Origin of the sequence: Mediterraneibacter butyricigenes (genome assembly GCF_003574295.1) — a bacterium.
In the GTDB taxonomy this organism is placed as follows: domain Bacteria; phylum Bacillota; class Clostridia; order Lachnospirales; family Lachnospiraceae; genus Mediterraneibacter_A; species Mediterraneibacter_A butyricigenes.
Genome location: NZ_BHGK01000001.1, coordinates 2,825,994 through 2,850,465, shown reverse-complemented (window position 1 = coordinate 2,850,465; position 24,472 = coordinate 2,825,994). Strand labels below are relative to the sequence as shown.

General features: G+C 45.0%; 23 protein-coding genes and 2 pseudogenes. 3 read left to right on the top strand and 22 right to left on the bottom strand.

The features are described from left to right. Positions 1 to 118 precede the first annotated feature (118 nt). The 7 genes from groL to KGMB01110_RS15090 all read right to left on the bottom strand — a co-directional run bounded on the left by groL (position 119) and on the right by KGMB01110_RS15090 (position 8,369). Positions 119 to 1,741 carry a chaperonin GroEL gene (groL, locus tag KGMB01110_RS13955; RefSeq protein ID WP_117602399.1) on the bottom strand — a complete coding sequence of 541 codons (1,623 nt, stop codon included), beginning with the start codon at positions 1,739 to 1,741 and terminating at the stop codon, positions 119 to 121. Positions 1,742 to 1,775: 34 nt separating this feature from the next. Then, positions 1,776 to 2,060, bottom strand: coding sequence for a co-chaperone GroES (locus tag KGMB01110_RS13950; protein WP_117602400.1), 285 nt, complete (start codon positions 2,058 to 2,060; stop codon positions 1,776 to 1,778). Positions 2,061 to 2,223: 163 nt separating this feature from the next. Beyond that, positions 2,224 to 2,535: a hypothetical protein gene (locus KGMB01110_RS13945; protein ID WP_117602401.1), complete on the bottom strand. Its 312-nt coding sequence runs from the start codon at positions 2,533 to 2,535 to the stop codon at positions 2,224 to 2,226. Positions 2,536 to 2,553: 18 nt separating this feature from the next. Further along, the gene (codY, locus tag KGMB01110_RS13940; RefSeq protein ID WP_117602402.1) at positions 2,554 to 3,330 is read right to left on the bottom strand and encodes a GTP-sensing pleiotropic transcriptional regulator CodY; all 777 of its coding nucleotides are present in this window, start codon (positions 3,328 to 3,330) and stop codon (positions 2,554 to 2,556) included. A gap of 84 nt (positions 3,331 to 3,414) precedes the next feature. Then, positions 3,415 to 5,484, bottom strand: coding sequence for a type I DNA topoisomerase (gene topA / locus KGMB01110_RS13935; protein WP_119298946.1), 2,070 nt, complete (start codon positions 5,482 to 5,484; stop codon positions 3,415 to 3,417). 57 nt (positions 5,485 to 5,541) lie between these two features. Beyond that, entirely contained in the window at positions 5,542 to 6,666 is a 1,125-nt protein-coding gene (dprA, locus tag KGMB01110_RS13930; protein ID WP_117602595.1) for a DNA-processing protein DprA, read from the bottom strand. A 14-nt stretch (positions 6,667 to 6,680) separates the two neighbouring features. Next, a complete protein-coding gene (locus KGMB01110_RS15090) occupies positions 6,681 to 8,369 on the bottom strand; it encodes a YifB family Mg chelatase-like AAA ATPase (RefSeq protein WP_170141737.1) in 1,689 nt (562 codons plus the stop codon). A 247-nt stretch (positions 8,370 to 8,616) separates the two neighbouring features. Between KGMB01110_RS15090 and sigK the strand changes: the two genes are divergently transcribed. After that, positions 8,617 to 9,243, top strand: a complete 627-nt coding sequence (gene sigK, locus KGMB01110_RS13920; RefSeq protein WP_117602405.1) for an RNA polymerase sporulation sigma factor SigK — start codon at positions 8,617 to 8,619, stop codon at positions 9,241 to 9,243. A gap of 33 nt (positions 9,244 to 9,276) precedes the next feature. Here the strand turns inward: sigK and KGMB01110_RS13915 are convergent, their stop codons facing one another. The 8 genes and pseudogenes from KGMB01110_RS13915 to mtaB form a co-directional block, all read right to left on the bottom strand. Continuing rightward, positions 9,277 to 10,527, bottom strand: a complete 1,251-nt coding sequence (locus tag KGMB01110_RS13915; protein ID WP_117602406.1) for a peptidase U32 family protein — start codon at positions 10,525 to 10,527, stop codon at positions 9,277 to 9,279. Further along, positions 10,521 to 11,174 carry an O-methyltransferase gene (locus KGMB01110_RS13910; RefSeq protein WP_117602407.1) on the bottom strand — a complete coding sequence of 218 codons (654 nt, stop codon included), beginning with the start codon at positions 11,172 to 11,174 and terminating at the stop codon, positions 10,521 to 10,523. The genes KGMB01110_RS13915 and KGMB01110_RS13910 overlap by 7 nt, the downstream gene beginning before the upstream one ends. A 3-nt stretch (positions 11,175 to 11,177) precedes the next feature. After that, positions 11,178 to 12,848, bottom strand: a complete 1,671-nt coding sequence (locus KGMB01110_RS13905; RefSeq protein WP_117602408.1) for a ribonuclease J — start codon at positions 12,846 to 12,848, stop codon at positions 11,178 to 11,180. A gap of 45 nt (positions 12,849 to 12,893) precedes the next feature. Further along, on the bottom strand, positions 12,894 to 13,370 hold the full coding sequence (locus KGMB01110_RS13900; protein WP_117602409.1) for a Fur family transcriptional regulator: 477 nt from the start codon (positions 13,368 to 13,370) through the stop codon (positions 12,894 to 12,896). A gap of 49 nt (positions 13,371 to 13,419) precedes the next feature. Beyond that, the gene (locus KGMB01110_RS13895) at positions 13,420 to 13,680 is read right to left on the bottom strand and encodes a DUF1292 domain-containing protein (RefSeq protein WP_117602410.1); all 261 of its coding nucleotides are present in this window, start codon (positions 13,678 to 13,680) and stop codon (positions 13,420 to 13,422) included. Between the two features lie 2 nt (positions 13,681 to 13,682). Then, a complete protein-coding gene (gene ruvX, locus KGMB01110_RS13890) occupies positions 13,683 to 14,120 on the bottom strand; it encodes a Holliday junction resolvase RuvX (protein ID WP_117602411.1) in 438 nt (145 codons plus the stop codon). Position 14,121: 1 nt separating this feature from the next. Beyond that, positions 14,122 to 14,387, bottom strand: a pseudogene (locus tag KGMB01110_RS13885) (IreB family regulatory phosphoprotein). A gap of 57 nt (positions 14,388 to 14,444) precedes the next feature. Continuing rightward, a pseudogene (gene mtaB, locus KGMB01110_RS13880) lies at positions 14,445 to 15,750 on the bottom strand (tRNA (N(6)-L-threonylcarbamoyladenosine(37)-C(2))-methylthiotransferase MtaB). 89 nt (positions 15,751 to 15,839) lie between these two features. Between mtaB and KGMB01110_RS13875 the strand changes: the two are divergent. Beyond that, complete coding sequence (locus KGMB01110_RS13875) at positions 15,840 to 16,070, top strand: HPr family phosphocarrier protein (protein WP_119298944.1); 231 nt, start codon at positions 15,840 to 15,842, stop codon at positions 16,068 to 16,070. A 183-nt stretch (positions 16,071 to 16,253) separates the two neighbouring features. Here KGMB01110_RS13875 and thiI read toward each other — a convergent pair whose 3' ends face one another. From thiI to KGMB01110_RS13840, 7 genes are all read right to left on the bottom strand, one after another. Next, positions 16,254 to 17,435, bottom strand: coding sequence for a tRNA uracil 4-sulfurtransferase ThiI (gene thiI, locus KGMB01110_RS13870; protein ID WP_119299253.1), 1,182 nt, complete (start codon positions 17,433 to 17,435; stop codon positions 16,254 to 16,256). Between the two features lie 17 nt (positions 17,436 to 17,452). Then, entirely contained in the window at positions 17,453 to 18,610 is a 1,158-nt protein-coding gene (locus tag KGMB01110_RS13865; RefSeq protein ID WP_117602415.1) for a cysteine desulfurase family protein, read from the bottom strand. A gap of 43 nt (positions 18,611 to 18,653) precedes the next feature. Then, the gene (locus tag KGMB01110_RS13860; RefSeq protein ID WP_117602416.1) at positions 18,654 to 19,391 is read right to left on the bottom strand and encodes a 16S rRNA (uracil(1498)-N(3))-methyltransferase; all 738 of its coding nucleotides are present in this window, start codon (positions 19,389 to 19,391) and stop codon (positions 18,654 to 18,656) included. A 3-nt stretch (positions 19,392 to 19,394) separates the two neighbouring features. Continuing rightward, positions 19,395 to 20,360, bottom strand: coding sequence for a 50S ribosomal protein L11 methyltransferase (gene prmA / locus KGMB01110_RS13855; protein WP_119298942.1), 966 nt, complete (start codon positions 20,358 to 20,360; stop codon positions 19,395 to 19,397). A gap of 133 nt (positions 20,361 to 20,493) precedes the next feature. Beyond that, the gene (locus KGMB01110_RS13850) at positions 20,494 to 21,462 is read right to left on the bottom strand and encodes an NYN domain-containing protein (RefSeq protein ID WP_117602418.1); all 969 of its coding nucleotides are present in this window, start codon (positions 21,460 to 21,462) and stop codon (positions 20,494 to 20,496) included. 83 nt (positions 21,463 to 21,545) lie between these two features. After that, positions 21,546 to 22,145 carry a class I SAM-dependent methyltransferase gene (locus tag KGMB01110_RS13845; protein ID WP_119298940.1) on the bottom strand — a complete coding sequence of 200 codons (600 nt, stop codon included), beginning with the start codon at positions 22,143 to 22,145 and terminating at the stop codon, positions 21,546 to 21,548. Between the two features lie 151 nt (positions 22,146 to 22,296). Continuing rightward, the gene (locus KGMB01110_RS13840) at positions 22,297 to 23,145 is read right to left on the bottom strand and encodes a deoxyribonuclease IV (RefSeq protein WP_119298938.1); all 849 of its coding nucleotides are present in this window, start codon (positions 23,143 to 23,145) and stop codon (positions 22,297 to 22,299) included. Between the two features lie 187 nt (positions 23,146 to 23,332). On the opposite strand from KGMB01110_RS13840, the gene KGMB01110_RS13835 reads away from it, so the two are divergent. Further along, the gene (locus KGMB01110_RS13835) at positions 23,333 to 24,472 is read left to right on the top strand and encodes a glucose-1-phosphate adenylyltransferase (protein ID WP_119298936.1); all 1,140 of its coding nucleotides are present in this window, start codon (positions 23,333 to 23,335) and stop codon (positions 24,470 to 24,472) included.

Sequence of the window (24,472 nt, the reverse complement as noted above, 5' to 3'; positions counted from 1 at the left end):
TCATAGTTTCTTCGATTTTCTTAATAAACAGAAAAAATCGCTCTACCCTTTCATTTTCAGAAAGTATAGAGCGATTTATCTTTTATAAGAATGGCTTATTTTCAGTTATAACAACTGATTACATCATGCCCATTCCAGCTCCGCCTGCTGGCATTGCCGGAGTATCTTCTTTAATGTTTGATACAACAGATTCTGTTGTAAGCAGAGTAGATGCCACACTTGTTGCATTCTGCAGAGCGCTTCTTGTAACCTTGGCCGGATCCAGAATTCCTTCTGCAACCATATCGACAAACGTTTCATTGTAAGCGTCAAATCCGATTCCCGGCTCAGACTCTCTTACTTTGCTGATGATAACAGAGCCTTCCAGACCTGCATTGGCAGAAATGTGGAACAACGGAGCTTCCAGAGCTTTCAGAATGATCTGTGCACCTGTCTTCTCGTCTCCTTCCAGAGTATCTGCAAGCTCAGCAACCTTCTTGGAAGCGTGGATATAAGCAGAACCGCCACCTGCGATGATTCCTTCTTCTACTGCTGCTCTTGTAGCATTCAGAGCATCTTCCATACGAAGTTTTGCTTCTTTCATCTCCGTCTCTGTTGCAGCACCTACACGGATAACGGCAACTCCACCAGCCAGTTTAGCCAGTCTCTCCTGCAGTTTTTCACGGTCAAATTCAGATGTTGTCTCTTCCATCTGAGTCTTGATCTGTGCGACACGGTCTTCGATTGCTTTCTTATCTCCCATACCGTCTACGATAACAGTCGTTTCTTTCTGAACTTTTACAGATTTTGCACGTCCAAGCTGAGCCATTGTTGTATCTTTCAGATCCAGTCCAACTTCCTCAGAGATTACTTCTCCACCTGTCAGGATTGCGATATCTCTCAGCATCTCTTTTCTTCTGTCGCCATATCCAGGAGCTTTTACAGCTACTACATTGAAAGTTCCACGCAGTTTGTTGACAATCAGTGTAGTCAGAGCCTCTCCTTCGATATCTTCTGCGATGATCAGAAGTTTAGCACCGGACTGAACGATCTGCTCTAACAGTGGAAGGATTTCCTGAATATTAGAAATCTTCTTGTCTGTAATCAGAATATACGGATCTTCCAGAACTGCTTCCATCTTATCCATATCTGTTGCCATATATGCGGAAATGTATCCACGGTCAAACTGCATACCTTCTACCAGATCCAGCTCTGTCTGCATGGTCTTGGATTCTTCGATTGTGATAACTCCGTCATTGGAAACCTTTTCCATCGCATCTGCTACCATCTGTCCGACTTCTGCATCACCGGAAGATACGGCTGCAACTTTGGCGATCTGATCTTTTCCTGTAACCTTGCTGCTCATCTCTTTGATTGCTTCTACTGCGCAGTCTGTTGCTTTCTTCATACCTTTTCTCAGTACGATCGGATTTGCTCCGGCTGCCAGGTTCTTCATACCTGCATTTACCATTGCCTGTGCAAGTACCGTAGCGGTTGTCGTTCCGTCACCGGCTACATCATTTGTCTTGGAAGCAACTTCTCTGATCAACTGTGCTCCCATATTCTCGAATCCGTCTTCCAGTTCGATCTCTTTTGCGATTGTTACACCGTCATTTGTGATAAGCGGTGCGCCGAAAGATTTGTCAAGGACTACGTTTCTTCCTTTTGGTCCAAGCGTTACTCTTACTGTATCTGCCAGTTTGTTGACACCCTGTTCCAATGCTGCTCTTGCGTCAGCTCCGTATTTAATTTCTTTAGCCATGTCTGATCACTCCTAATCTTTTCTGTCTTTTTAATTATTTTACAATTGCAAGGACATCATTCTGTCTTACAATAATATATTCTTCGCCATCCAGTTCTACGGTAGTTCCTGCATATTTGGAATAGATTACCTTATCGCCTTCACTGACAAGCATGGTCACTTCTTTTCCATCTACCATTCCGCCAGGACCAACGGCAATGACCTCTGCCTGCTGCGGTTTCTCCTGAGCCTGACCCGGTAAAACGATACCGGACTTTGTAGTCTCCTCTGCTTCACACTGTTTTAAAACGATCTTATCACCTAATGGTACTAACTTCATATTTATTCCTCCTTGCTTTCCGTTTACTAGCACTCACTTATTCTGAGTGCTAACTCTGTAATATAAAATAGCACTTTCTATTGCTTTTGTCAACACTATAACTAAAAAACCTATCCGACTTTTATCTTTTGCTGTCGGATAGGCTTTTTTCATTCAAAACGATTTATTTTCCATCGGAAGAAACGGTATAAAATCCATTTTCAATCTTAAAGATCAACATATCTCCTGCCTCGCACTGGAACCGTTCTTTTACCGTTCCGGAACAGGAAAGAAGTTCTGTCTTCGTACCGATTACACATTCATACTTTGCATCAAGAGAGATCACGGAAAGATTCTCTCCTTCCAGCAACAGTCTGATAAAATCTTCTTCCATATCATATTTATAGACTTTTGCACAGTGTACTTCCTCATCAAACACTGCATCGATGGAAACCACTTTTTCCATCTTAAGATCTACGGGACAACCTTCATACATTTGTGTCAATCTCCTTTATCAGCGTTCCTTTTTGATCCGGTCAAGTTCCGTAAAGACATAATCATTAATAACTTTAATGTAAGTTCCCTTCATTCCGGAAGATCTGGATTCAATCACACCGGCACTTTCAAATTTACGCAGCGCATTGACGATTACAGATCTCGTAATTCCTACACGGTCAGCAATCTTACTTGCCACCAGAATTCCTTCCGTTCCATCCAGTTCATCAAAGATGTGGATAATTGCCTCCAACTCCGAGAAAGAAAGTGTGCTGATTGCAGACTGAACAATATGTTCTTTCCGTGTCTCTTCTGCATTTTCTTCATTCACAGAGCGAAGCATTTCCAGGCCTACCACTGCCGTTCCGTATTCACTGAGGATAATATCATCAATCTCGTACATATCTCCCTGCTTATAGATCACGAGAGTTCCCAGTCTTTCTCCGGCAATGTTGATCGGCGTGATGATTGCCTGATAGCCCTGTACCGCATCTCTGGAAAATCCCAGAGTCTCCAGATTTACATTTTCTTTCGTGGACAGGATACTGAGCAGTCTTTCATTCAACATCTCATCAATATGGCTTCCCACCTGTTCTTCCAACAACTCCCCGATCGTATCCACTGATTTACTTTTACTCGTTCCAAGCACTTTTCCCTTTTTGCTGACCACCAGAACATTAGAATCCAGAATTTCTGTCATGACCGCGCAAATATCATTGAATACAACTTTGCTCGAATTGTTATTATGAAGTAGCTTATTGATTTTTCTTGTTTTATCTAATAACTGTACGCTCATCGTTTCCTCCACCCATAAATTTTCTAAATTCTTGTATTTTTTCCAAGTTAAGATAATATTATCATACAATTCAAGATTGTTCAATCAATTTTCTGCTGTTTTTTGATATCCGCACTCTGCATTTGCACAGACGATCTTATTTCCCTTGCAGAGCATATAGCCGCCACATTTCGGGCACTTCTCTGCGGAAGGTTTCTGCCAGGACATGAACTCGCACTCCGGATTGTTTTCACAGCCGTAGTATTTCCGTCCTTTTTTCGTCTTACGGATCACCACATCTTTTCCACAGTTTGGACAAGCCACCCCGATTTTTTCAAGATACGGCTTGGTATTTCTGCATTCCGGGAATCCGGGACACGCCAGGAATTTGCCATGAGGACCATACTTAATCACCATGTTCCGTCCGCATTCTTCGCAGACTACATCCGTCACCTCGTCTTCAATCTTGACGCTTTCCAGCTCTTTCTCCGCAATCTGAACCGCTTCATCCAGATCCGGGTAGAAGTTCCGGATGATCTCTTTCCATTCTACCTTGCCTTCTGCCACCATATCCAGAAGTCCTTCCATATTTGCAGTAAAGTTCACATCCACAATACTCGGGAAAGACTGCTTCATAATATGGTTGACCACTTCTCCGATCTCTGTCATATAAAGATTTCTGGCTTCCTTCGTCACATAATGTCTTGCAATAATGGTGGAAATTGTTGGCGCATAGGTACTCGGTCGTCCGATTCCAAGTTCTTCCAGTGTCTTAACCAGAGAGGCCTCCGTATAATGTGCCGGCGGCTGCGTAAAGTGCTGTTTGGGATCAAATTCCTCTTTTGTCAGCACTGCGGACTGATCCAGTCCTTTTACCAGAACATTATTCTCTTCTTTTTCCTCATCCGCTTCTTTATATACACTGCGGAATCCCTCGAATTTCACGCGGGATGCTGCAACGGTAAACAGATATTTTCCTGCTGAAATTTTTACGGAAGTTGTCTCGTAAACTGCCGGTTTCATGCGGCTGGCTGTAAAACGTTTCCAGATCAGCTGGTACAGACGGAACTGATCCCTGGAAAGAGAATCCTTCAGCATTGCCGGTGTTCTTGTAATATCAGTCGGTCGGATCGCTTCGTGGGCATCCTGCACATTTTTGGTATCTTTTTTTACAGCAGGTGCTCCTGCTACGAATTCTTCACCATACTCTTCCGCAACATATGCTCTTGCCTGTGCATCTGCCTCATCCGAAATACGGGTGGAATCAGTACGCAGATAGGTGATCACACCGATGGTTCCGCTTCCCTTTACATCCACACCTTCATATAACTGCTGTGCAATCCGCATGGTCTTCTGGGTACTGAAATTCAGTGCTTTTGATGCTTCCTGCTGCAGGGTACTGGTGGTAAACGGAACCGGAGCTTTTTTGGTACGCTCTCCCTTTTTCACATCCGTCACCTGATAGTTGGCATTTTCTACTTCTTTTAAGATCTCGTCCAGTTCTTCTTTAGAGTGAATCGTCATCTTCTTCTGATCGGTTCCGTAGAATTTCGCAGTCAGAGGACGTTTCTCGCCTTTTACTTTAAATACCGCATCCAGTGTCCAGTATTCTTCCGGAATAAATGCATCGATTTCTTCTTCTCTGTCTGCGATGATCCGAAGTGCCACTGACTGGACACGACCTGCTGACAGTCCTCTTTTTACTTTTGCCCAAAGCACCGGACTGATCCGGTATCCCACAACTCTGTCCAGAATACGGCGTGCCTGCTGTGCGTCTACCAGATCCATATCAATCTCTCTTGCCTGTTTCAGAGAATCTTTGACCGCTTTTTTGGTAATCTCATTGAAGCTGATCCTGCGCATCTTTTTATCATCCAATTTTAAAGCGGTTGCCAGATGCCAGGAAATCGCCTCTCCTTCACGGTCCGGGTCAGTTGCCAGATAGACTTTATCTGCTTTTTTTGCTTCCTTTCGAAGATTTGCCAGAATATCTCCTTTTCCGCGGATCGTAATATATTTCGGCTCATAGTCATGCTCTACATCGATTCCGAGCTGACTTTTCGGTAAATCCCTCACATGACCGTTTGATGCAGCCACTGTATAATTTTTTCCTAAAAACTTCTTGATTGTTTTGACCTTTGCAGGGGACTCCACAATCACTAAATAATGCGCCATAATTTCTCCTTTTGTTTCACAATTTGTGTCTGATTCTTCTTTTTATATTTTATATCTCTATACTTTCACATACCGATGTGTACTTATCTCTCGAATCTTTCCTTTCAACTCCAAAGCAATCAGTTTCGGAAGAATCACCTGAACGGAAAGCCCCATCTGTTCCGCCAGTTCTTCCAGGCTCTTTGGGTCGAAACCAAATCGACTATACACCATATTTTCTGTTTTATCAAGTATTTTTTCTTCCGGTTCCCTTGTTTGTCCTTCCTTTTCCCCTTGAATTTCCAAGTTTTCGCACAACTCTTTTTGCCCAAGTAAGATCTCCGCTCCCTGATGGATCAGTCGGTTACATCCCTTGCTGAGTGGACTGCTGACAGGCCCCGGAAGTGCATAAATATCCTTTCCCTGTTCCAGTGCCAGATCGACGGTAATCAGTGAACCACTCTTTTCTTTTGCCTCCATTACCAGCAGGAAATCCCCCAGTCCACTGATCAGCCGATTTCTCTGTGGAAAATTCCACCCCTCCGGTGTCGTCCCCGGCGGATATTCCGACAGAATTCCTCCTTCATGTTCCAGAATATCCGCGTACAACCCGATATGTTCTCTCGGATAACAGACATCCACTCCGCATCCCAGAACCGCAAAGGTTTTTCCGTTCCCCTGTAACGCTCCCCGGTGGGCATGTCCGTCGATTCCCTTCGCCATTCCACTGATGATCTGCACTCCGCAACCGGCCAGAGTTTTTGCAAATTTTAATGTCTGCAGTTCCCCGTAAGGCGTACATTCCCTGCTTCCCACAATCGATGCGGACATGCAGCTTTCATCCGGCAGATTTCCTTTCACGAACAATGCATACGGCGGATCTGGAATCTCCGCCAATCTGGCAGGAAAACCTCTTTCCCACTCTCCCACAAACCAGATTTCTCTTTGTCTTGCCTCCTCATATTTTCCATCAAGATCCCATCCTTTTTTCGCCTGTTTCAGCCGTTTGATATCTTTTATCAGGGGATTAGGAAAGAAATCTTCGCCTCTTTCTTCTATTATATTGTAGATCTTTTTTGCACTGCCATATGTGGTCCGTAACCTGCGTTTTTTCTTTCGACTTACAGACGCTACACATGCCAGCCAGTATTCATATTTTCTCTCTGCTTTTTCTATTGTTTTCTCTTCGGTTGAATCTGTCATTTTCTCTTCCTGGATCATATCCGATATTCCCCCTGTTCCATCACCCGGTACCCCAACGCCTCCGATAAATGTTCTGCCTTTATCCGTTCTTCTCCCGCCATATCCGCGATGGTTCTTGCAACTTTCAGTACCTTATGACAGGTTCTCGCCGACATATTCCATCTGTCATATGCTTTTTCCATAATGTACTCTGCTTCCGGATCTAATATGCATATTTTTTTCACTTCCGCTCCCGGAAGCCGCCCGTTCACCTGATAGTTTCGATCGCTGTATCTGATTTTCTGGATTTTTCGCACCTTTAAAATCCGCTCTCTGATTTCCTCCGTTCTTTCTTCTTTTTTCGACTGATTCAGTTGCTGATACGTCACCTTCGGAGCCTCCACACACAGATCGATCCGGCTCAAAAGCGGCGGGCTGATTTTTCCAAGATACTGATGGATTTCTTTCTGCGTACACTTACATTCTTTGGACGGATACAGACCGCAGGGACATGGATTCGAAGCCGCAACCAGCAGAAAATCTGCCGGGAACCGATAGGTTCCTCTCGTTCTGGTAATCTGAATCTCCTGTGTTTCCAGAGGCTGCCGAAGTACTTCCAGAACCGGCCTTTGAAATTCTGCCATCTCATCTAACATGAGTACCCCTTTATGTGCCAGACTGATTTCCCCGGGGGCAGGATAAAGCCCGCCTCCGATCAGCGCTGCCTTCGTCACCGTATGATGAACCTGACGGAAAGGGCGCCGTGTGATCAGGGGCTGGTCTTTATTCAGCATACCAAGGACACTGTATATCCCGGATACCTCAATCTGTTCCGCTTCCTCCAACGGCGGAAACAATCCCGGAATTCTTTCTGCAACCATGGTCTTACCGGATCCTGGCGGGCCGATCATCAGAAGATTGTGCTGCCCGGCAACTGCAATCTCTGCCGCCCGTTTCAGCACTGCCTGTCCCTGAATATCCTGAAAATCTTTTTCTTCAACTTTCCCCTCGGTTTCTTCCTGTCCTTCTTCTCCTGTTTTAACCTCGAGTTTCTCTTGTTCTTCTCCGACAAATTCCCCTGATATCCCCTTATTTCCCTCCGTCCATTTTACCATCTCACTTTTTCCGCTCACCACCCGTACCCGGCCATACGAACCCGGGGTTCTGTACGTACTCTCCCGGTCAGATAAATTTGTATCTTTCTCCTTTTTTATCCGGCCATCCATCACCCCGATTGCTTCCTGCAGATTCCGGACACCCACTACCTCGATTCCCTTGATTCTTTTTCCTTCCTGCTCATTTTCTTTCGGAACAACACACCTTATAAATCCCCATTCTTTCGCCTGAATCACAATCGGCAGAACTCCCGATACCGGTTCTACCTCTCCGTTTAACCCAAGTTCTCCCAGAAACAGTACTTTTTCCGTCTTTTTTCCATCCACGATCCCATAGGCATTTAAGATTGCCATCGCAATCGCCAGATCAAAGGATGCCCCTCTTTTTCGAACCGATGCCGGCGAAAGATTTACCACCAGTTTCTTCGGTTCCAGTGAGTACCCGGAATTTTTTATAGCCGCTCTCACTCTTTCTTTTGCTTCTTTCACTTCCGATGAAAGATACCCTACCATCTGAAATACCGGAAGGCCATTGCTGATATCCGCCTCCGCCTTGATCAGTTCCGCATTCATTCCGTCAATTGCTGCGCTGTAGACTGTACTGTACAAACACATCTCTCCTTTCTTACTTTTCAACAAATCTTTTCTCTGAGTAACATTTTCTGTTCTTATTTACTTCATTACATTTGGAAATAATCAGCCGATACGGCCCTGAATCTCAGAAAACGAACGTTTCCTGTAAGAATGTCTTTACAATATCACGCTTTCTTTGTTTCCGCAAGTATCTTTTGTGGAAAAGCACGAAAGGGTCCTGTTTCACATACACTGATATTAACTACGCTTAGAGGTGCTTTTCTTGAATTCATTTCTACCACCGCTTACCGCTGCAGAAGAAAAAGAGTATCTGCAAAAATATATGGAGGGGGACCTTGAAGCGAAACACATCCTGATTGAGCGAAATCTCCGGCTGGTTGCTCATGTCATGAAAAAATATCAGAATTTGAATGAAGATCCGGAAGATCTGATCTCGATCGGAACCATCGGTCTGATCAAAGCCATCACAACCTTTGATCCCACCCGCAACAATCGTCTGGCTGCTTACGCCAGCAAGTGTATCCACAACGAAATCCTGATGATGCTGCGTGCAAAGAAGAAAACATCCAAAGATGTTTCTCTCTACCAGAGCATCGGCACCGACAAGGAAGGAAATGAAATCTGCCTGTATGATGTCCTGGAAGCGTCCGACCACGATATCCACGACAAAATGATCCTGAAAGAAAACACCAGACTTCTCTATCAGCACATGGAACAGCTTCTGACTGAGCGGGAACAATATGTACTGCGGATGCGGTATGGACTTTTTCAGGGAAAAGAATATACCCAGCGCGAGATCGCACAGGAACTCGGAATCTCCAGATCCTACATTTCCCGCATAGAAAAAAGTGCCATCGAAAAACTTCGAAAGCACTTTCAAGATGACTGAACCTTATGTTCCGGTTTTGATTTTTATCTGTTCTCAGGCTTCTTCCGGTTCCTGTCTGCGCAGGATATCATACACTTCTACCGGATGCTCTGTCTGATCTGACTGAAGTTCCACATACAACACCTGTTTCGGATGAGGGGCACTCTCCTGCTCCTCTCCCTCTTCGTTCAGGATCCGTACCACCTTCACATCCAGATTATCGCCGTTTGGCTTCATCACTTCGATCGTCTCGCCCACAGAAAATTTATTTCTCTGCTCGATCCGGCACAGTCTGTCTTTTACTTCACCCACAATTCCCAGATAGGTGTATTCTCTTACATAAGTATTGCTGTCATAGATCTGACTGTTTTCATCCGGTCGTCCGTAGAAAAATCCGGTCGTAAACTGCCGATAGGTACAGTTGGAGATCTGTTCCAGATACCAGGGCATATTCTTTCGGTAAAGTTCCGGATCTTTCTGATAATCATCAATGGCTTTTCTGTAAGTTCTTGCCACCGTTGCCACATACAGCGCCGTCTTCATCCTGCCTTCAATCTTCAGACTGTCGATCCCCGTTTCCAGAAGTTCTGGAATATGTTCAATCATGCAAAGATCTTTGGAATTGAAAATATAAGTTCCACGTTCATTTTCATATACCGGCAGATATTCTCCCGGTCTGGTCTCCTCCATCACCGCATACTTCCAGCGGCACGGATGAGTACATGCTCCCTGATTGGCGTCACGTCCTGTAAAATAATTGCTGAGCAGGCATCTTCCGGAATAGGAAATGCACATGGCGCCATGAATAAAGGTCTCAATCTCCAGATCGTCCGGAATATTCGCCCGCAGTTCCTTCAATTCTTCCATGGAAAGTTCCCGTGCAGAAACCACACGTTTTGCACCCTGACGATACCAGAACCGATAGGTCTCATAATTGGTATTATTGGCCTGTGTGCTGATATGGCGTTCAATCTCCGGACAAACTTCCTTCGCAATCTCAAATACACCCGGATCCGCAATAATCAGGGCATCCGGTTTGATTTCCTTTAATTCTTTAAAATATTCCCGCACTCCATCCAGATCTCTGTTGTGCGCTAGAATATTTGCGGTCACATAAACCTTTACATCACGGGCATGAGCAAATTCAATGCCTTCTTTCATTTCTTCCATCGAAAAATTCTTTGCCTTCGCACGAAGCCCGAACGCTTCTCCGCCGATATAAACCGCATCCGCTCCGAATATCACCGCGGTCTTTAACACTTCCAGGCTGCTGGCCGGGATTAAAAGTTCTGGATATCTCATGATCTTTTCTCCTTTTTCACACTCAGAGCCACTCCGTCTCCCAACGGAAGAATAGAAGTTTCCAGCTCCTCGTGATGCTTGATTTCGTATAAAAATTCTCTCATTCTGGCATGGATCGTCCGGTTTCTGCGTTCCACTGCAAATCTGGATTCCATCACATCTCCATCCTGAAGCACATTATCCGTCAGCAGGATCCCCTCCTGATTCAAAAGCCGCACTGCTTCCGGAAGATAATGAATATACTGTGCCTTTGCCGCGTCCATGAAAATGAAGTCATAAGAACCTTTCAGTTCCTTCATAATCTCCAGAGCGTCTCCTTTCAGCAACTGTATCTGTTCTTCTTTTTTCCCCCGGGCAAAATTATTTCTTGCAATCGGAATCCGTTTTTCAAATTTCTCTATTGTGGTGATCTTACAATCTTTCGGAGCATACTCACTCATCAATAACGCAGAGAAACCTACGGCAGTTCCAATTTCCAGAATGCTCATAGGTTTTTTCAGAGTAAGGAGCACCTTCAGAAAGCTCTGGGTCTCCTTGCGGATGATCGGTACACGATCCGCCAGAGCTTCCTTCTCGATCTGCTCCAGTATTTCACTGTTTTCTGTCTCCATAGAATTGAGAAAGGTCACAATTCTTTCATCTACTATCATATCTTACACATCCACATCCATGATGATCGGAATGATCATCGGTCTGCGCTTCGTTCTCTTCCAGATAAAATCATTCATCGTGTCACGCACGGTAAGCTTGATCTTGTTCCAGTCTGCATGCTTTCCGGCCAGACATTTTTCCAGCGCCTCTTCTACCACCTGACGCGCCTCTTCCATCAGAGCCTCTGCCTCTCTTACATAGACAAATCCACGGGATACGATATCCGGGCCTGCCAGCAGGCGGTTGGTCCCTCTTTCCAGAGAAAGTACCACAATCATAATTCCGTCTTCTGCCAGATGCTGACGGTCTCTTAAGACGATATTTCCTACATCTCCCACGCCGAGTCCGTCTACCAGAATCGCTCCGGTGTGTACCTTATCTACGACCTTCGCACTCTTCTCACTGATCTCCAACACATCTCCCGACTGAAGAATGAAAATATTTTCCTTCGGGATTCCAAGAGACTGCGCGATGCCTGCATTTGCTTTCAGATGACGGTACTCTCCATGAACCGGAATGGCATATTTCGGTTTTACCAGAGAATAGATCAATTTCAGCTCTTCCTGACACGCATGTCCGGAAACATGTACATCCTGAAAGATTACATTGGCTCCCTTCGCCGACAGTTCATTGATCACACGGGAAACAGCCTTTTCATTTCCGGGGATCGGATTGGAACTGAAGATAACGGTATCATTTGGCATAATGGTGATCTTACGATGCACATCGGCAGCCATACGTGACAGAGCAGCCATGGACTCTCCCTGACTTCCTGTGGTGATCAGAACCGTCTTCTCCGGCGGGTAATTCTTCAACTGATCGATCTCGATCAATGTATTCTTCGGAACATTCAGATAGCCCAGTTCCGACGCGGTAGAGATAATATTGACCATACTCCGGCCCTCTACCACTACTTTTCTTCCATACTTATAAGCAGAGTTGATAATCTGCTGTACACGGTCTACATTGGACGCAAATGTCGCAATGATCAGACGGGTATTCTGATGCTCTGCGAAAATGTGATCGAACGTGATTCCGACCGTTCTCTCCGACTGGGTAAAGCCAGGGCGTTCCGCATTGGTACTGTCTGACATCAGCGCCAGAACCCCTTTCTTACCAATCTCGGCAAAACGCTGTAAATCGATGGCATCTCCGAATACCGGTGTATAATCCACTTTAAAATCTCCGGTATGCACCACGATTCCTGCCGGCGAGTAGATGGCAAGAGCGGATGCGTCCTGAATACTGTGGTTTGTCTTGATAAATTCGATCCGGAACTTGCCCAGATTGATGGACTGTCCGTGACGTACTACTTTGCGCTTTGTGCTGCGCAGCAGATTGTGTTCTTTTAACTTATTTTCAATGATTCCAAGCGTCAGTTTGGTGGAATACAAAGGCAAATTGATCTCCTTAAGCACGTAAGGAAGTGCTCCGATATGATCTTCATGCCCATGAGTGATCACGAAGCCCTTCAGCTTGTCTGCATTGTCCTTCAGATAGGTAATATCCGGGATCACAAGATCCACTCCCAGCATATCATCTTCCGGGAACGCCAGACCGCAGTCCACAACAATAATACTGTCTTCATACTCAAAGGCAGTAATATTCATTCCGATCTGTTCCAGTCCTCCGATTGGAATGATCTTCAACTTTCCAGTATTTTGTTTTTTCAAAAATTCTACACCTCCATATGCATGTCGTTGCTGTCGATAGCCCGATCAGCTTTCTTTTTTCTGCTTTTGAAGACATTCCTTACAAATACCATAGAATTTTAATTCGTGGTCCAGCACATGAAATCCTGCATCCTGCTCAATATGTGCTTCCAGTTCCTCCAAAAGGTCATCCTCAAACGGGGTCACCTTTCCACAGCTCTTGCAGATCAAATGATGATGATTATGGCGCATATCACCTGCAAACAAATGTCCGATCTCATAGCGTACACGCCCATCATCCAGGTTGATCCTGTCAAGAAGCTGCATCTCCAGAAGGAGCTGAACTGTACGATATACAGTGGCCAGCCCAATCTCCGGGTATTCTTCTTTTACCATTTCATATATGTCTTCTGCCGCCATATGCTTGTCACGATTTTCCGCAAGGATCTGCAGCACGATCAGTCGCTGCTGGGTCACTTTCAGGCCTTTTTCCTTTAATCTCTTTTTTAAAATATCCTGTAAATGTTCTTGCTCTTTTGTCATCGTACACCTCTTTGGCAGTCTTAGCATCTATCTGTAAAAGCATACTGCTTTACATTTCAATATCAACATCTTCCAATAACTCTTCAAACACCTTCGAAACCGCCTGAAGTTCTGTATCATCTTCCACGATCTCATATACACTGTCCTGTGCATCCTTTTCGCTGGTATCTTTCAGGATCAGGCACTCTGCGTCTCCGTCCTGAGAATCTGCCACCAGCAGATAAGTTTCTCCATTGACAGCCGTCTGTTCCAACACAAAAAATTCTACGGCGTCTCCTGTATCTTCTATTTCAAAACTGATTTTTTCCATACTTATCCCTCGTCTTTTTTCATGGAAATAAAATCCAGATATCCCTGTAATATAAAGACCGCTGCAATCGTATCTACGTATTTTTTCCGGTCTTCTCTTCGCACTCCGGTCTCCATCAGAGTACGCTCTGCCTCTACGGTCGTGAGACGTTCATCCCACATCACGACCTCCAGATTGGTCCGTCTTTTCAGCATCTCTGCAAATTCCAACGACTTCCGGGCGCGCTCTCCCTCGTCATTGTTCATATGTTTCGGAAATCCAAGAACCAGCCGTTCTACGCCATACTCCTCAATCAGAGCTTCAATCCGCGCCAGCGTCTTTCTCAGCTTATTCTCCTGCTTACGGGTAATCGTTTCGATACCCTGGGCCGTAAGTCCCAGCGGATCACTGATCGCAACTCCTACGGTCTTTGATCCGAAATCCAGTCCCATCACTCTCATCTTATGATTCCCAGGAATTGTTGGAAATATACGCTTTGAGCATCTCTTCCACCAATTCGTCTCTTTCCACCTTCATAATCAGGCTTCTGGCACCATTGTAGCTGGTAATATAAGTCGGATCACCGGACATGATATATCCTACGATCTGATTCACCGGATTGTACCCTTTTTCTTTTAACGCTTTGTATACGATCTCCAAAATATCTTTTGCCTGGATCTGCGGACCCGGCTCTACCTGGAAGAATGAGTATTCTGTAAATTTGCCATCTGTCTTCCTCCGTTCACAATAATCTAATTCAATTTTAATATAAACATGCCTAAAATTCAATCAATAATTTGGGCATTCCTGCCAATTTGAACTTTTCGGATACAATTCTGTAAGTTCTCTTCGCTTTGTAGTGCAACTTTAATATATTTCTCTGGTATGGCCTACCCAGATTTTCTGTCCGTCCCTTTCAATCTCCTCTTCAAAAAGGACAGCAATCTCCTTTCCAATATACCAGCTTTCAAAGGCTTTTTTGTGTTCTTTTCCAATCCGGATTAGCTCCGCACTTCTTGTCCCCTTTACCGGTTCCGGAATCTGACCTTCCATGGCAGCCGCTTTTGTCCCCTGCCGTTTTGAATATTTAAATACATGGGTTTCATAAAAGTTGACTTTTTCGATAAATTTTCTCGTTATTTCAAATTCCTCTTCTGACTCCTGCGGGAATCCCACGATCACATCTGTGGTCAGTGCCGGATGTTCAAAAGCCGACCGCAAAATCTCACATTTCTCAAAGTATTCCGCACTGGTATAGCGCCGGTTCATCCGCTTTAACGTTTCATCGCATCCGCTCTGCATGGACAGATGGAAATGAGGACAGATCTTCGGAAGGGATGCCAGGGTCTCTGCAAATTCTTCCGTAATAATCCTTGGTTCCAGAGAACCTAGACGGATTCGTTCTATTCCTTCTACCTCATGAACAGACTGGATCAGATGCAGCAGATCTTCCTTTTTTTCCAGATCCATCCCATAAGAAGACAGATGGATTCCTGTGAGCACCACTTCTTTATAGCCATTTTCTGCCAGACGTCTCACCTCATCCGTTACATCCTGCGCCTTTCTGCTGCGCACCCGTCCTCTCGCAAACGGAATAATACAGTAGGAACAGAACTGGTTGCATCCGTCCTGCACCTTAATGTAGGCTCTGGTATGTTCCGCAGTACGGTCCAGTGTCAGATTTTCATACTCTTTCGTATGATTAATATCGATCAGTTCTTCCACCTGTTCCGGATGCAGCGTTTCCTCTTTCCAGTACTCTGCAAGAATCCGGATCAGATCCTGTTTCCTGTTATTTCCAATCACGATGTCAATGTCCGGATCCAGTTTTTCCTGCATCTCTGCTGTCTGCACATAGCAGCCTGCTGCCACTACCACCGCCTCCGGATTCATCTTTCTGGCTTTGTGGATCATCTGTCTCGATTTCCGGTCCGCCATATTGGTCACCGTACATGTATTGATAATATAGACATCCGCCCCTTCCTGAAACGGAACGATCTCATAACCGTTTTGTTCCAACATTTCCTGCATGGCTTCTGTCTCATATGCATTCACTTTACATCCCAAATTATGCAATGCTGCCTTTTTCATTTTTTCCTCCGTGTTCCTTGACTTTTCCAACTCCATCTCTTACAATATCCCTAGGGATACGACTTAATAATTTAGGAGGGAAACGCATCATGAAAACTGTTAAAATTTCTTTAAACTCAATCGATAAAGTAAAATCTTTTGTAAATACCATCACAAAATATGATTATGATTTTGATCTGGTTTCCGGACGTTACGTTATCGACGCCAAATCTATCATGGGTATCTTCAGTCTGGATCTTTCCAAACCGATCGACCTGAACATTCATGCAGATTCAGATATCGACGAAGTTATAGAATCTCTCAAACCGTATATTATCTAATTTCAGATTCTATAAAAGAATAACACGGGACTTTTGTTTTTGGCAAGAGTCCCGTGTTTTTTTGTTGTATAGTTTATAAATCTGAGTTATAGAGTTATAGGCCAAAACGTGTTGATTTTTTCGCAAAAGGAATGCATAAGGGTGCAACCTTTTGCGGAAGAATCAGAATAGGTGATAATCTGCTCAGGAAACCACAATCGTTTCCACCGTATGAATCGCTTCTGCATACAGCTCGTCTATCTTCTCCTCAAGATTTTCTTCGGATTTGATGATCCGCTTCAGATTCGGTCTTGTAACCGGATGCTTAGCCACAAAAATCGTACAGCAGTCTTCAAACGGAAGGATCGAGGTCTCATAGGTATCAATCTTTTCCGAAATCTTTACGATATCGCTCTTATCCATACCAATCAGCGGTCGATAAACCGGAAGGGTGCAGACTTCATTTGTCACCAGAAGACTCTGCATGGTCTGGCTTGCCACCTGGCCGATACTCTCTCCGGTGATCAGTCCCAGACATTCATCTTCTTTTGCAAAATGTTCTGCAATCTTCATCATGTATCTTCGCATGATAATGGTCAGCTCATCATGTGGACACTTATCATAGATATATAACTGAATGTCTGTGAAATTCACGATATGCAGCTTGATCGGTCCTGCGTATTTCGATACCAGTTTTGCCAGATCCACAACCTTCTGCTTTGCACGCTCACTGGTATACGGCGGTGCATGGAAATAAGTTGCTTCCAGTCCCACACCTCTCCTGGATACCATGTATCCCGCTACCGGACTGTCGATTCCACCAGAAAGCAGCAGCATTGCTTTTCCATTGGTTCCGATCGGCATACCGCCCGGTCCCGGAATAATCTGAGAATACAGATAAATGTCTTCCCGAATCTCCACATTCAGGAGAATATCCGGATGATGAACATCTACCCGGATTTCCGGGAACGCATCCAGGATTACTTCTCCCAGATCACAGTTGATCTCCATGGAATTTTTTGGATAATTTTTCCGGCTTCTTCTCGCCTCTACCTTGAAAGTCTTTTTCTTATCCTCATACATTTCATCCATGTATGCCACCACATCTGCCTTCAGCTGGTCAAATCCCTGATCTTTCAGACGGACTACCGGACAGATTCCGACAATTCCAAACACTCTCTGCAGGCTTTCTACCGCTTCTTCATAATCATAAAATTCAGAACAGTCTACATAGATTCTTCCCTGCGTTTTGTAGACATCGAATTCGCCATCCACATCCTTTAAGGCGAATTTAATCTGATTTACCAGTGCATCTTCAAACAGATATCTGTTTTTTCCTTTAATTCCGATTTCCCCGTATTTTATCAAAAATGTGTGAAATGTCATCTCTTTTCCTTTCTTTTCTAACGTCTCGTGTATCTTCTGAGCATTGGAACCATTTTGCAAAGTGCTTCCACTGTCCGGTCAATCTCTTCCTCCGTCGTAAACTCCGACATACTGAAGCGAAGTGTGGATTCCAGATATTCTCTGGGAACACCGATTCCTTTGAGCACTCCACTGATGGCCGGATGGTTGGATGCACAGGCCGAACCGGAGGATACATAGATTTCCTGTTCTTCCAGTGCATGAAGCAATACCTCACTTCGCACTCCCGCAAAACCGATACTTACGATATGTGGTGCACTGTTCTCATCGGTTCTTCCGTGAACCCTGCACCGTTCAATTCCAGAAACACCCTCGACCAGTCTTGCCTTCAACTGCCTCATTTTTTCTGTCTTCTGTTCCAGATCTGTATAGATCATCTGAGTTGCCAGTCCGATTCCCGCAATTCCTGGCACATTTTCCGTACCGGAGCGCATATTTTTCTGCTGTCCGCCACCATATGCAATCGGCCGCACCTTAATTCCTTCTCTCATATACAGAAATCCTACGCCTTTCGGTCCGTGAATCTTATGGCCGCTCACCGACAGCATATCGACTCCGATCCGTTTCGGATAGATCCGGTATTTTCCGAATCCCTGCACTGCATCACAATGAAACAGGATCCGCCGGTTATAATTCTTGACCAGAGACACTGCTTCCTGAATCGGCTGCACCGCTCCAATCTCATTGTTCACGTACATCATGGATACCAGAATCGTCTCCGGGCAAAGTGCTTCTTTTAAAGCTTCCAGACTTGCACATCCGTTCTCATCCACCGGAAGATAGGTCACACGAAAGCCTTCCTCTTCTTCCAGAAACTGCATCGTATTTAAAATAGCCGGATGTTCAATACTCGTTGTGATCAGATGATTGCCATTCCTGCGGTTTGCTCTGGCCGCACCGATCAGTGCCAGATTGTCACATTCTGTTCCTCCGGAAGTAAAGATCAGTTCCTTCGGTGTCACTTTCAACACCTTCGCGATCTGTTCTTTTGCTTCTTTTATATATCGCTCCGCTTCCACACCTTTCAGATGCATGGAAGACGGATTTCCATAATCACTGCACATGACCTGCATCACCAGTTCTCCCACTTCCCGGTAGCATCTGGTCGTTGCAGAATTGTCCAGATAGATTTCCATAGTTTTATCCTTCCTTTGTTCTCTTCTCTATCATTTTATGTTTTTATCTTTCCAAATGATACATCAGAATCGCCAACATCGCAAGCCCTGCCGTCTCTGTCCGCAAAATCCTTTTCCCCAGAGTCAGTACATTTCCCCCGCAGTTTTTTAAGGCTTCGATCTCTTCTTCCTCAAAACCGCCTTCCGGTCCGATCCAGATTCCCACAGAACTTCCCGGTTTTATTTGCTCTATTATCGCTCTGGTAGCTCCCATATTTTCCGCACACTCATACGGAATCAGGAGCACATCCTCCCCGCTGCTCTCTTGCAAAGCCTGCGCAAAGTTCTTCACTTCGGAAACTTCCGGAATCCTGCCGCGTTTGCTCTGTTTCGCCGCACTTTCTGCAATCAATGACCACCGTTCTCTCTTTTTTGCGGCTTTCTTCTGATCCAGCTTTACAACACAGCGTTTCATTTCTACCGGAACGATCCGGCTTACGCCCAATTCTACCGTCTTCTGCACAATCAGTTCCATCTTGTCACCTTTCGGCAGTCCCTGATACAGCGTAATCTCCGATGGAAGTTCTGTCTGCGAATCTCTTTGTTCCAGGATCCAGGCGATCACAGCTTTTTCCTCTATCTTTTGGATCTGACAAAGATACTCTCTTCCCTCTCCGTCACCGACCAGAAGTTCTTCTCCTTCTTCCATTCGAAGCACCTGTCGGATATGCCGGACATCCTGTCCCAGGATCTTAATCTCTTTTTCCGATATCTGCTCCTGACTCACAAAAAAATGATGCATTTCTTATCCTCTATCCTTCTTTTTTCTCGCGGTCACACTGACCCATTCACCCTGATGGTTCACTTCCAGCACTTCCAGTCCGGCTTTCTTTACAGCATCTGTCACAACGCTTTCTTTCTCTTCAATGATTCCGCTGGTAATGTAGATTCCACCCGGTTTCATTGCCGGAACCACCACCGGAGTCATGGGAACCAGCACGTCTGCCAGGATATTGGCTGCTACGATATCATATTTATCATAGCCCACTTTATCCTGAACTTCTTTGTCATCAATCAGATTTCCGATCATCACTTCATACTGAGAAGCCTCGATTCCATTTGCTTCCATATTTTCATGGGTCGCATCAATGGCGCATGGATCCAGATCTGTTCCCAACGAATGTCCTGCCCCGAATTTTAATGCCAGCATCCCGAGGATTCCACTTCCGCATCCCACGTCCAGGATCTGTGCTCCCGGTGTCATATACTTTTTGATCTGTCGGATACAAAGCTGTGTGGTCTCATGCATTCCTGTGCCAAAAGCTGTGCCCGGATCAATGTGAATGATCATTTTATCCTTATCCTTCGGCTCTACATCTTCCCAGGACGGGATAATCAGCACGTCATCTACGGTAAACTGATGGAAATATTTTTTCCAGTTATTGACCCAGTCCACATCCTCTGTCTGGGATTCTTCGATCTCAAGATCTCCCATCTCCATAAAGGTTCGCATCTCCTCCAGTTCGTTTCGAACAGATGCAAGCATTTCTTCTTTGTCCTGATCTTCTTCCAGATAGAAACTGACATAGGCGATTCCATCATCTTCTTCCCCTTCCGGCATAATGTCCACAAACATCTGCTCCTTTTCTCTGGCCGTCAACGGGATCTTATCCTCAATCTCTATTCCCTGGATGCCCAGATCCATCAGAATACTGCTGACGATGTCTTCTGCCTGTGTGGTTGTTCTCAATCGAAATTTATTCCATTTCATATTCTTTTTCCTTTCTCTTCTTTTCCAATCTCTGTCTTTTATTATCCGGCTTTCGTTATCCGGAATCTTTTATCCCATCACAAAAGTTTTCATACACCCTGCTCCGTAGTTTTCTTCAACTCTTCTATTTTCATCATTTTTCATAATATGCCCGGATCTGCTCACCCACGTCTTCCAGACTTACATTCTGGATACTCATCATATATTGCTTAAACTGGGAATATCCATAATCCCTGGGTTTGAAATCCTGAAACTCATTGTGGATCCGATTCCCCAGTGTTCCCAGTGAAATGCCCTGACGCCCCGACTGCTTCAACTGTTTGAGAATGAATTCCTCCACGCTTTCTTTCTGGCCTTCGTTCTCATTGAGGGTAACCGATACAATGGTTCCGTTCTGGATCAGTTTCAGCTTCGGCAACGTCTCCAGGAATTTCGAGAGCAGACTGTAACCATAACGTCTCACATCAAAATCCGGATACAGTTTTACCAGACGGTTACCAACCTCTGAAAGTCTGGTCTCCCGGTCAATGTTCTGATTCTCGGTAATGATCTTGATCACATCCGCCTCGATCTGTTCTTTGCTTACAAATTCCGGATCCTTACGCTTCGACGGACTCTTCGCCGCTCCCGTTACAGCAGTTGCTTTCACCGGATGCTCTTCCATCGAACTGTCTTCCATCAAAAGTTCCAATGTTGTAAAAATATCGCAGGCCTTACGAAATGGAACCGGCGTCTTTTCCTCACCCATTCCGATCACTTTTTTCCCGCTTTCCCTCAGTCTGCTGGCCAGTTTGGTAAAATCACTGTCGCTGGATACCAGACAGAATCCTTCCACATCACTGGTGTACAGAATATCCATGGCATCGATGATCATCGCCGAGTCTGTTGCATTTTTTCCCTGCGTATAGCTGTACTGCTGGATCGGCGTGATGGAATTCTGTAAAAGACTTTCCTTCCATCTGGAATTGTGAGTACTGGTCCAGTCTCCGTAAATTCTCTTGTAAGTTACATTGCCGTATTTGGATAATTCATCCAGAATCGGCTTGATATATTTGACCGATACGTTATCCGCATCGATCAGAAGTGCAAATCGATCTTCCATAGTTCCCCCTTTATAAGCTTGTCCTTCTTGAATGTATTACTTTTCATAATATAATATATGGCACTTTCCCTCCTGCTCCGGCTTTACAGTTTATAGATTTGAACCGGAATCGGCGGATGATTCTCCCGATTGTACCAAGAAGAACAGATCACCAGATACTTCCTACTGTCCAGTGTTCTGACATACTCAAGGATCGTATCCCTTTCTTCAAATCCGGTATCTCCTCCACTGTAAATGCACAGACTCATCATTCCGCCTTTTTTCAGGAGCTTAAGTCCCTGTTCTATGGCGCAGACGCTGGTTTTCGCTTTCGTTCCGAGTGTGTGGTCACCTCCCGGAAGATATCCGAAGTTAAATACAACACACGAAATTTCTTCCTTTCCGCCCTGTTTTTCCTGTTTTTTCCGTTCTTTCTCTATCGTTTCTTTCAGATATTCATGTCCGCACAACAACAGAGTTGCGCGCTCCTCTAACCCGTTCTCTCTCAGGCGGCTTGCCGTATGTTCCAGTGCCTCTTTCTGGATATCAAATGCATAGACTCTTCCGGTTGTCCCGACCAATCGGCACAGAAACTCCGTATCATTTCCGTTGCCGGCCGTGGCATCAATGCAGATGTCTCCGTGCTTCACCTGTTCTTCTATAAATTTGTGTGCAAATTCTGTCACCTGGTATCCACTGCCCATATGTGCCGTTCCTCCCGTGTTTCTTTCTGTCGTTTGGCTGTCAGATCTCTCCAACGGTCTGTTTTTTCAGAATTTTCTTTTTTCGTGACTTTCTTTTTCATGAATTCCTTTTTCATGAATTTCGCGTTTCTGCTTAAAATTTAATTCCGGGTCAACAGGGTTTCCGCGTTTTCACGTCATGCGCTCTCAGCCTGCGAATCTCCTCGCCGTGTCCTGCATCATCCAGCGGTGTTTCCAGATAAAACGGCAGTCTTTGAAGTAGCGGATGGGTAAAGATCCGCTCCATCGTCTCCGCTCCGATCCTTCCGCCACCGATCACTGCATGACGGTCTTTATGAGAACCAAAGGGTTCCAGACTGTCATTAAAATGAATTCCCCGAAGCCAGGAAAGCCCGATCACACGGTCAAATTCTTCCAGTACTCCGTCCAGATCATGAACCAGGTCATACCCTGCAGCAAATACGTGACAGGTATCCAGACAGATTCCTATCTTTTCCGGATATCGAACACTTTCTTTGATCTCCCTTAGTTCTTCAAACGCGGAACCGATCTCCGTTCCTTTTCCGCTCATAGTCTCCAGCAGAACCATGATCTTCTGATCCGGATCGATTGCCTGATCCAAAGCCTTCACAATCCGCTTAATTCCCGCTTTCTTTCCACCGCCCGTATGGCTCCCCGGATGAAATACCAGATTTGGAATCTTCAAAGCCTCCATTCGCTTCAGTTCCTCCCTGATCACCTGACATCCGAACTCATAAACCTCCGGTTTACTTGCTGCCAGATTCATAGTATAAGGTGCATGAGCAAGAATTAAGCCAAATTCATTTACCTCACAACAGTGCAGAAAATCCTCAATTTCTTTCTCTGAATAATTTTTATAAGTGGAACCTCTCGGGTTCCGGCTGAAGATCTGCATAGTATCCGCCTGGATCTTAAGGCTTGATTTTACCGCAAATTCCAGGCCTTTCGCGATAGACATGTGTGCTCCGATCTTTGGCATCTGGTCTCCTCCTACGTAGATATACTGTTCTAGTATATCACATTTTCCCCTGTTACGTCTGTATCTTTTCTTCTTTTCTTTCCGTCATTTTGCTTTATTTTTCACCTACTTTTTTCACAATATTATGGAAATATTACACAAAAAAATGTATAATAAATTTTATAATGAATGAAAGAGAGGGCTCATTATGAAGCAAAACAACATGTTAGCTATGATTTTGGCCGGCGGACGGGGATCCCGACTGCACGAATTAACCAATAAAGTAGCCAAACCAGCCGTTTCCTTCGGCGGCAAATATCGGATCATTGATTTTCCGCTCAGCAATTGTGCCAACAGTGGAATCGATACTGTTGGTGTGCTGACACAATACGAATCCATCCTTCTGAACAGTTATGTTGCAGCAGGTGGACGCTGGGGACTGGATGCCAAAGACAGTGGAGTGTATGTGCTTCCGCCACGCGAAAAAGCAGACACTGATCTGGATGTTTATCGCGGAACTGCCGACGCAATTTCACAGAATATTGACTTCATTGATAAATACTCTCCGGAATATGTCCTGATCTTATCCGGAGATCACATTTATAAGATGAATTATGAGGAGATGCTAGATTACCACCAGGCTTCCAAAGCAGATGCCACCATCGCCGTAATCCAGGTACCTATGAAAGAGGCCAGCCGTTTTGGTATCATGAACACCGATGAGACCGGGCGGATCCTCGAATTTGAAGAAAAGCCGGAACATCCCAAGAGCAATCTGGCTTCTATGGGAATTTATATCTTCAACTGGAAATTATTGAAGAAAATGCTGCTTGCAGATATGAAGAATTCCGAGTCCAGCCATGACTTTGGTAAAGATATCATCCCGACCCTTTTACAAGACGATAAGAGTCTGTACGCTTACAAATTCAAAGGTTACTGGAAAGACGTGGGAACCATCGATTCCCTCTGGGAGGCAAACATGGACCTGTTGGACAAGAACAACAAACTGGACTTAAATGATCCTTCCTGGAAGATCTACACCGAAGATGTAGCTTCTCTCCCACAATATATCGGGCCGGACGCTTCGATCAACCGTGCATTTATCACACAGGGCTGTATCATTGACGGAGCCGTTACCAACTCTGTCATCTTTACCGGCACCAAAATCGGTGAAGGTGCAAAAATCATCGACAGCGTTCTGATGCCAGGCGCCATCGTAGAAGACGGTGCCACCGTAACTCGCGCGCTTGTTGCAGAAGGCGTGAAGATTGGAAAAGGTGCTACCGTAGGTTCGGCAGACAGCGAACATATCGAATTAGTTTCAAAACGTGTAAAGGGGGTAGATTAA

What these genes read in the sequence shown, in the direction of transcription:
- groL (WP_117602399.1), bottom strand. Translation starts at nt 1,741, where the DNA reads ATGGCTAAAGAAATTAAATACGGAGCTGACGCAAGAGCAGCATTGGAA.
- KGMB01110_RS13950 (WP_117602400.1), bottom strand. Translation starts at nt 2,060, where the DNA reads ATGAAGTTAGTACCATTAGGTGATAAGATCGTTTTAAAACAGTGTGAA.
- KGMB01110_RS13945 (WP_117602401.1), bottom strand. Translation starts at nt 2,535, where the DNA reads ATGTATGAAGGTTGTCCCGTAGATCTTAAGATGGAAAAAGTGGTTTCC.
- codY (WP_117602402.1), bottom strand. Translation starts at nt 3,330, where the DNA reads ATGAGCGTACAGTTATTAGATAAAACAAGAAAAATCAATAAGCTACTT.
- topA (WP_119298946.1), bottom strand. Translation starts at nt 5,484, where the DNA reads ATGGCGCATTATTTAGTGATTGTGGAGTCCCCTGCAAAGGTCAAAACA.
- dprA (WP_117602595.1), bottom strand. Translation starts at nt 6,666, where the DNA reads ATGACAGATTCAACCGAAGAGAAAACAATAGAAAAAGCAGAGAGAAAA.
- KGMB01110_RS13910 (WP_117602407.1), bottom strand. Translation starts at nt 11,174, where the DNA reads ATGATAGTAGATGAAAGAATTGTGACCTTTCTCAATTCTATGGAGACA.
- KGMB01110_RS13900 (WP_117602409.1), bottom strand. Translation starts at nt 13,370, where the DNA reads ATGACAAAAGAGCAAGAACATTTACAGGATATTTTAAAAAAGAGATTA.
- KGMB01110_RS13895 (WP_117602410.1), bottom strand. Translation starts at nt 13,680, where the DNA reads ATGGAAAAAATCAGTTTTGAAATAGAAGATACAGGAGACGCCGTAGAA.
- ruvX (WP_117602411.1), bottom strand. Translation starts at nt 14,120, where the DNA reads ATGAGAGTGATGGGACTGGATTTCGGATCAAAGACCGTAGGAGTTGCG.
- KGMB01110_RS13875 (WP_119298944.1), top strand. Translation starts at nt 15,840, where the DNA reads ATGAAAACTGTTAAAATTTCTTTAAACTCAATCGATAAAGTAAAATCT.
- thiI (WP_119299253.1), bottom strand. Translation starts at nt 17,435, where the DNA reads ATGACATTTCACACATTTTTGATAAAATACGGGGAAATCGGAATTAAA.
- KGMB01110_RS13865 (WP_117602415.1), bottom strand. Translation starts at nt 18,610, where the DNA reads ATGGAAATCTATCTGGACAATTCTGCAACGACCAGATGCTACCGGGAA.
- KGMB01110_RS13860 (WP_117602416.1), bottom strand. Translation starts at nt 19,391, where the DNA reads ATGCATCATTTTTTTGTGAGTCAGGAGCAGATATCGGAAAAAGAGATT.
- prmA (WP_119298942.1), bottom strand. Translation starts at nt 20,360, where the DNA reads ATGAAATGGAATAAATTTCGATTGAGAACAACCACACAGGCAGAAGAC.
- KGMB01110_RS13850 (WP_117602418.1), bottom strand. Translation starts at nt 21,462, where the DNA reads ATGGAAGATCGATTTGCACTTCTGATCGATGCGGATAACGTATCGGTC.
- KGMB01110_RS13845 (WP_119298940.1), bottom strand. Translation starts at nt 22,145, where the DNA reads ATGGGCAGTGGATACCAGGTGACAGAATTTGCACACAAATTTATAGAA.
- KGMB01110_RS13840 (WP_119298938.1), bottom strand. Translation starts at nt 23,145, where the DNA reads ATGCCAAAGATCGGAGCACACATGTCTATCGCGAAAGGCCTGGAATTT.
- KGMB01110_RS13835 (WP_119298936.1), top strand. Translation starts at nt 23,333, where the DNA reads ATGAAGCAAAACAACATGTTAGCTATGATTTTGGCCGGCGGACGGGGA.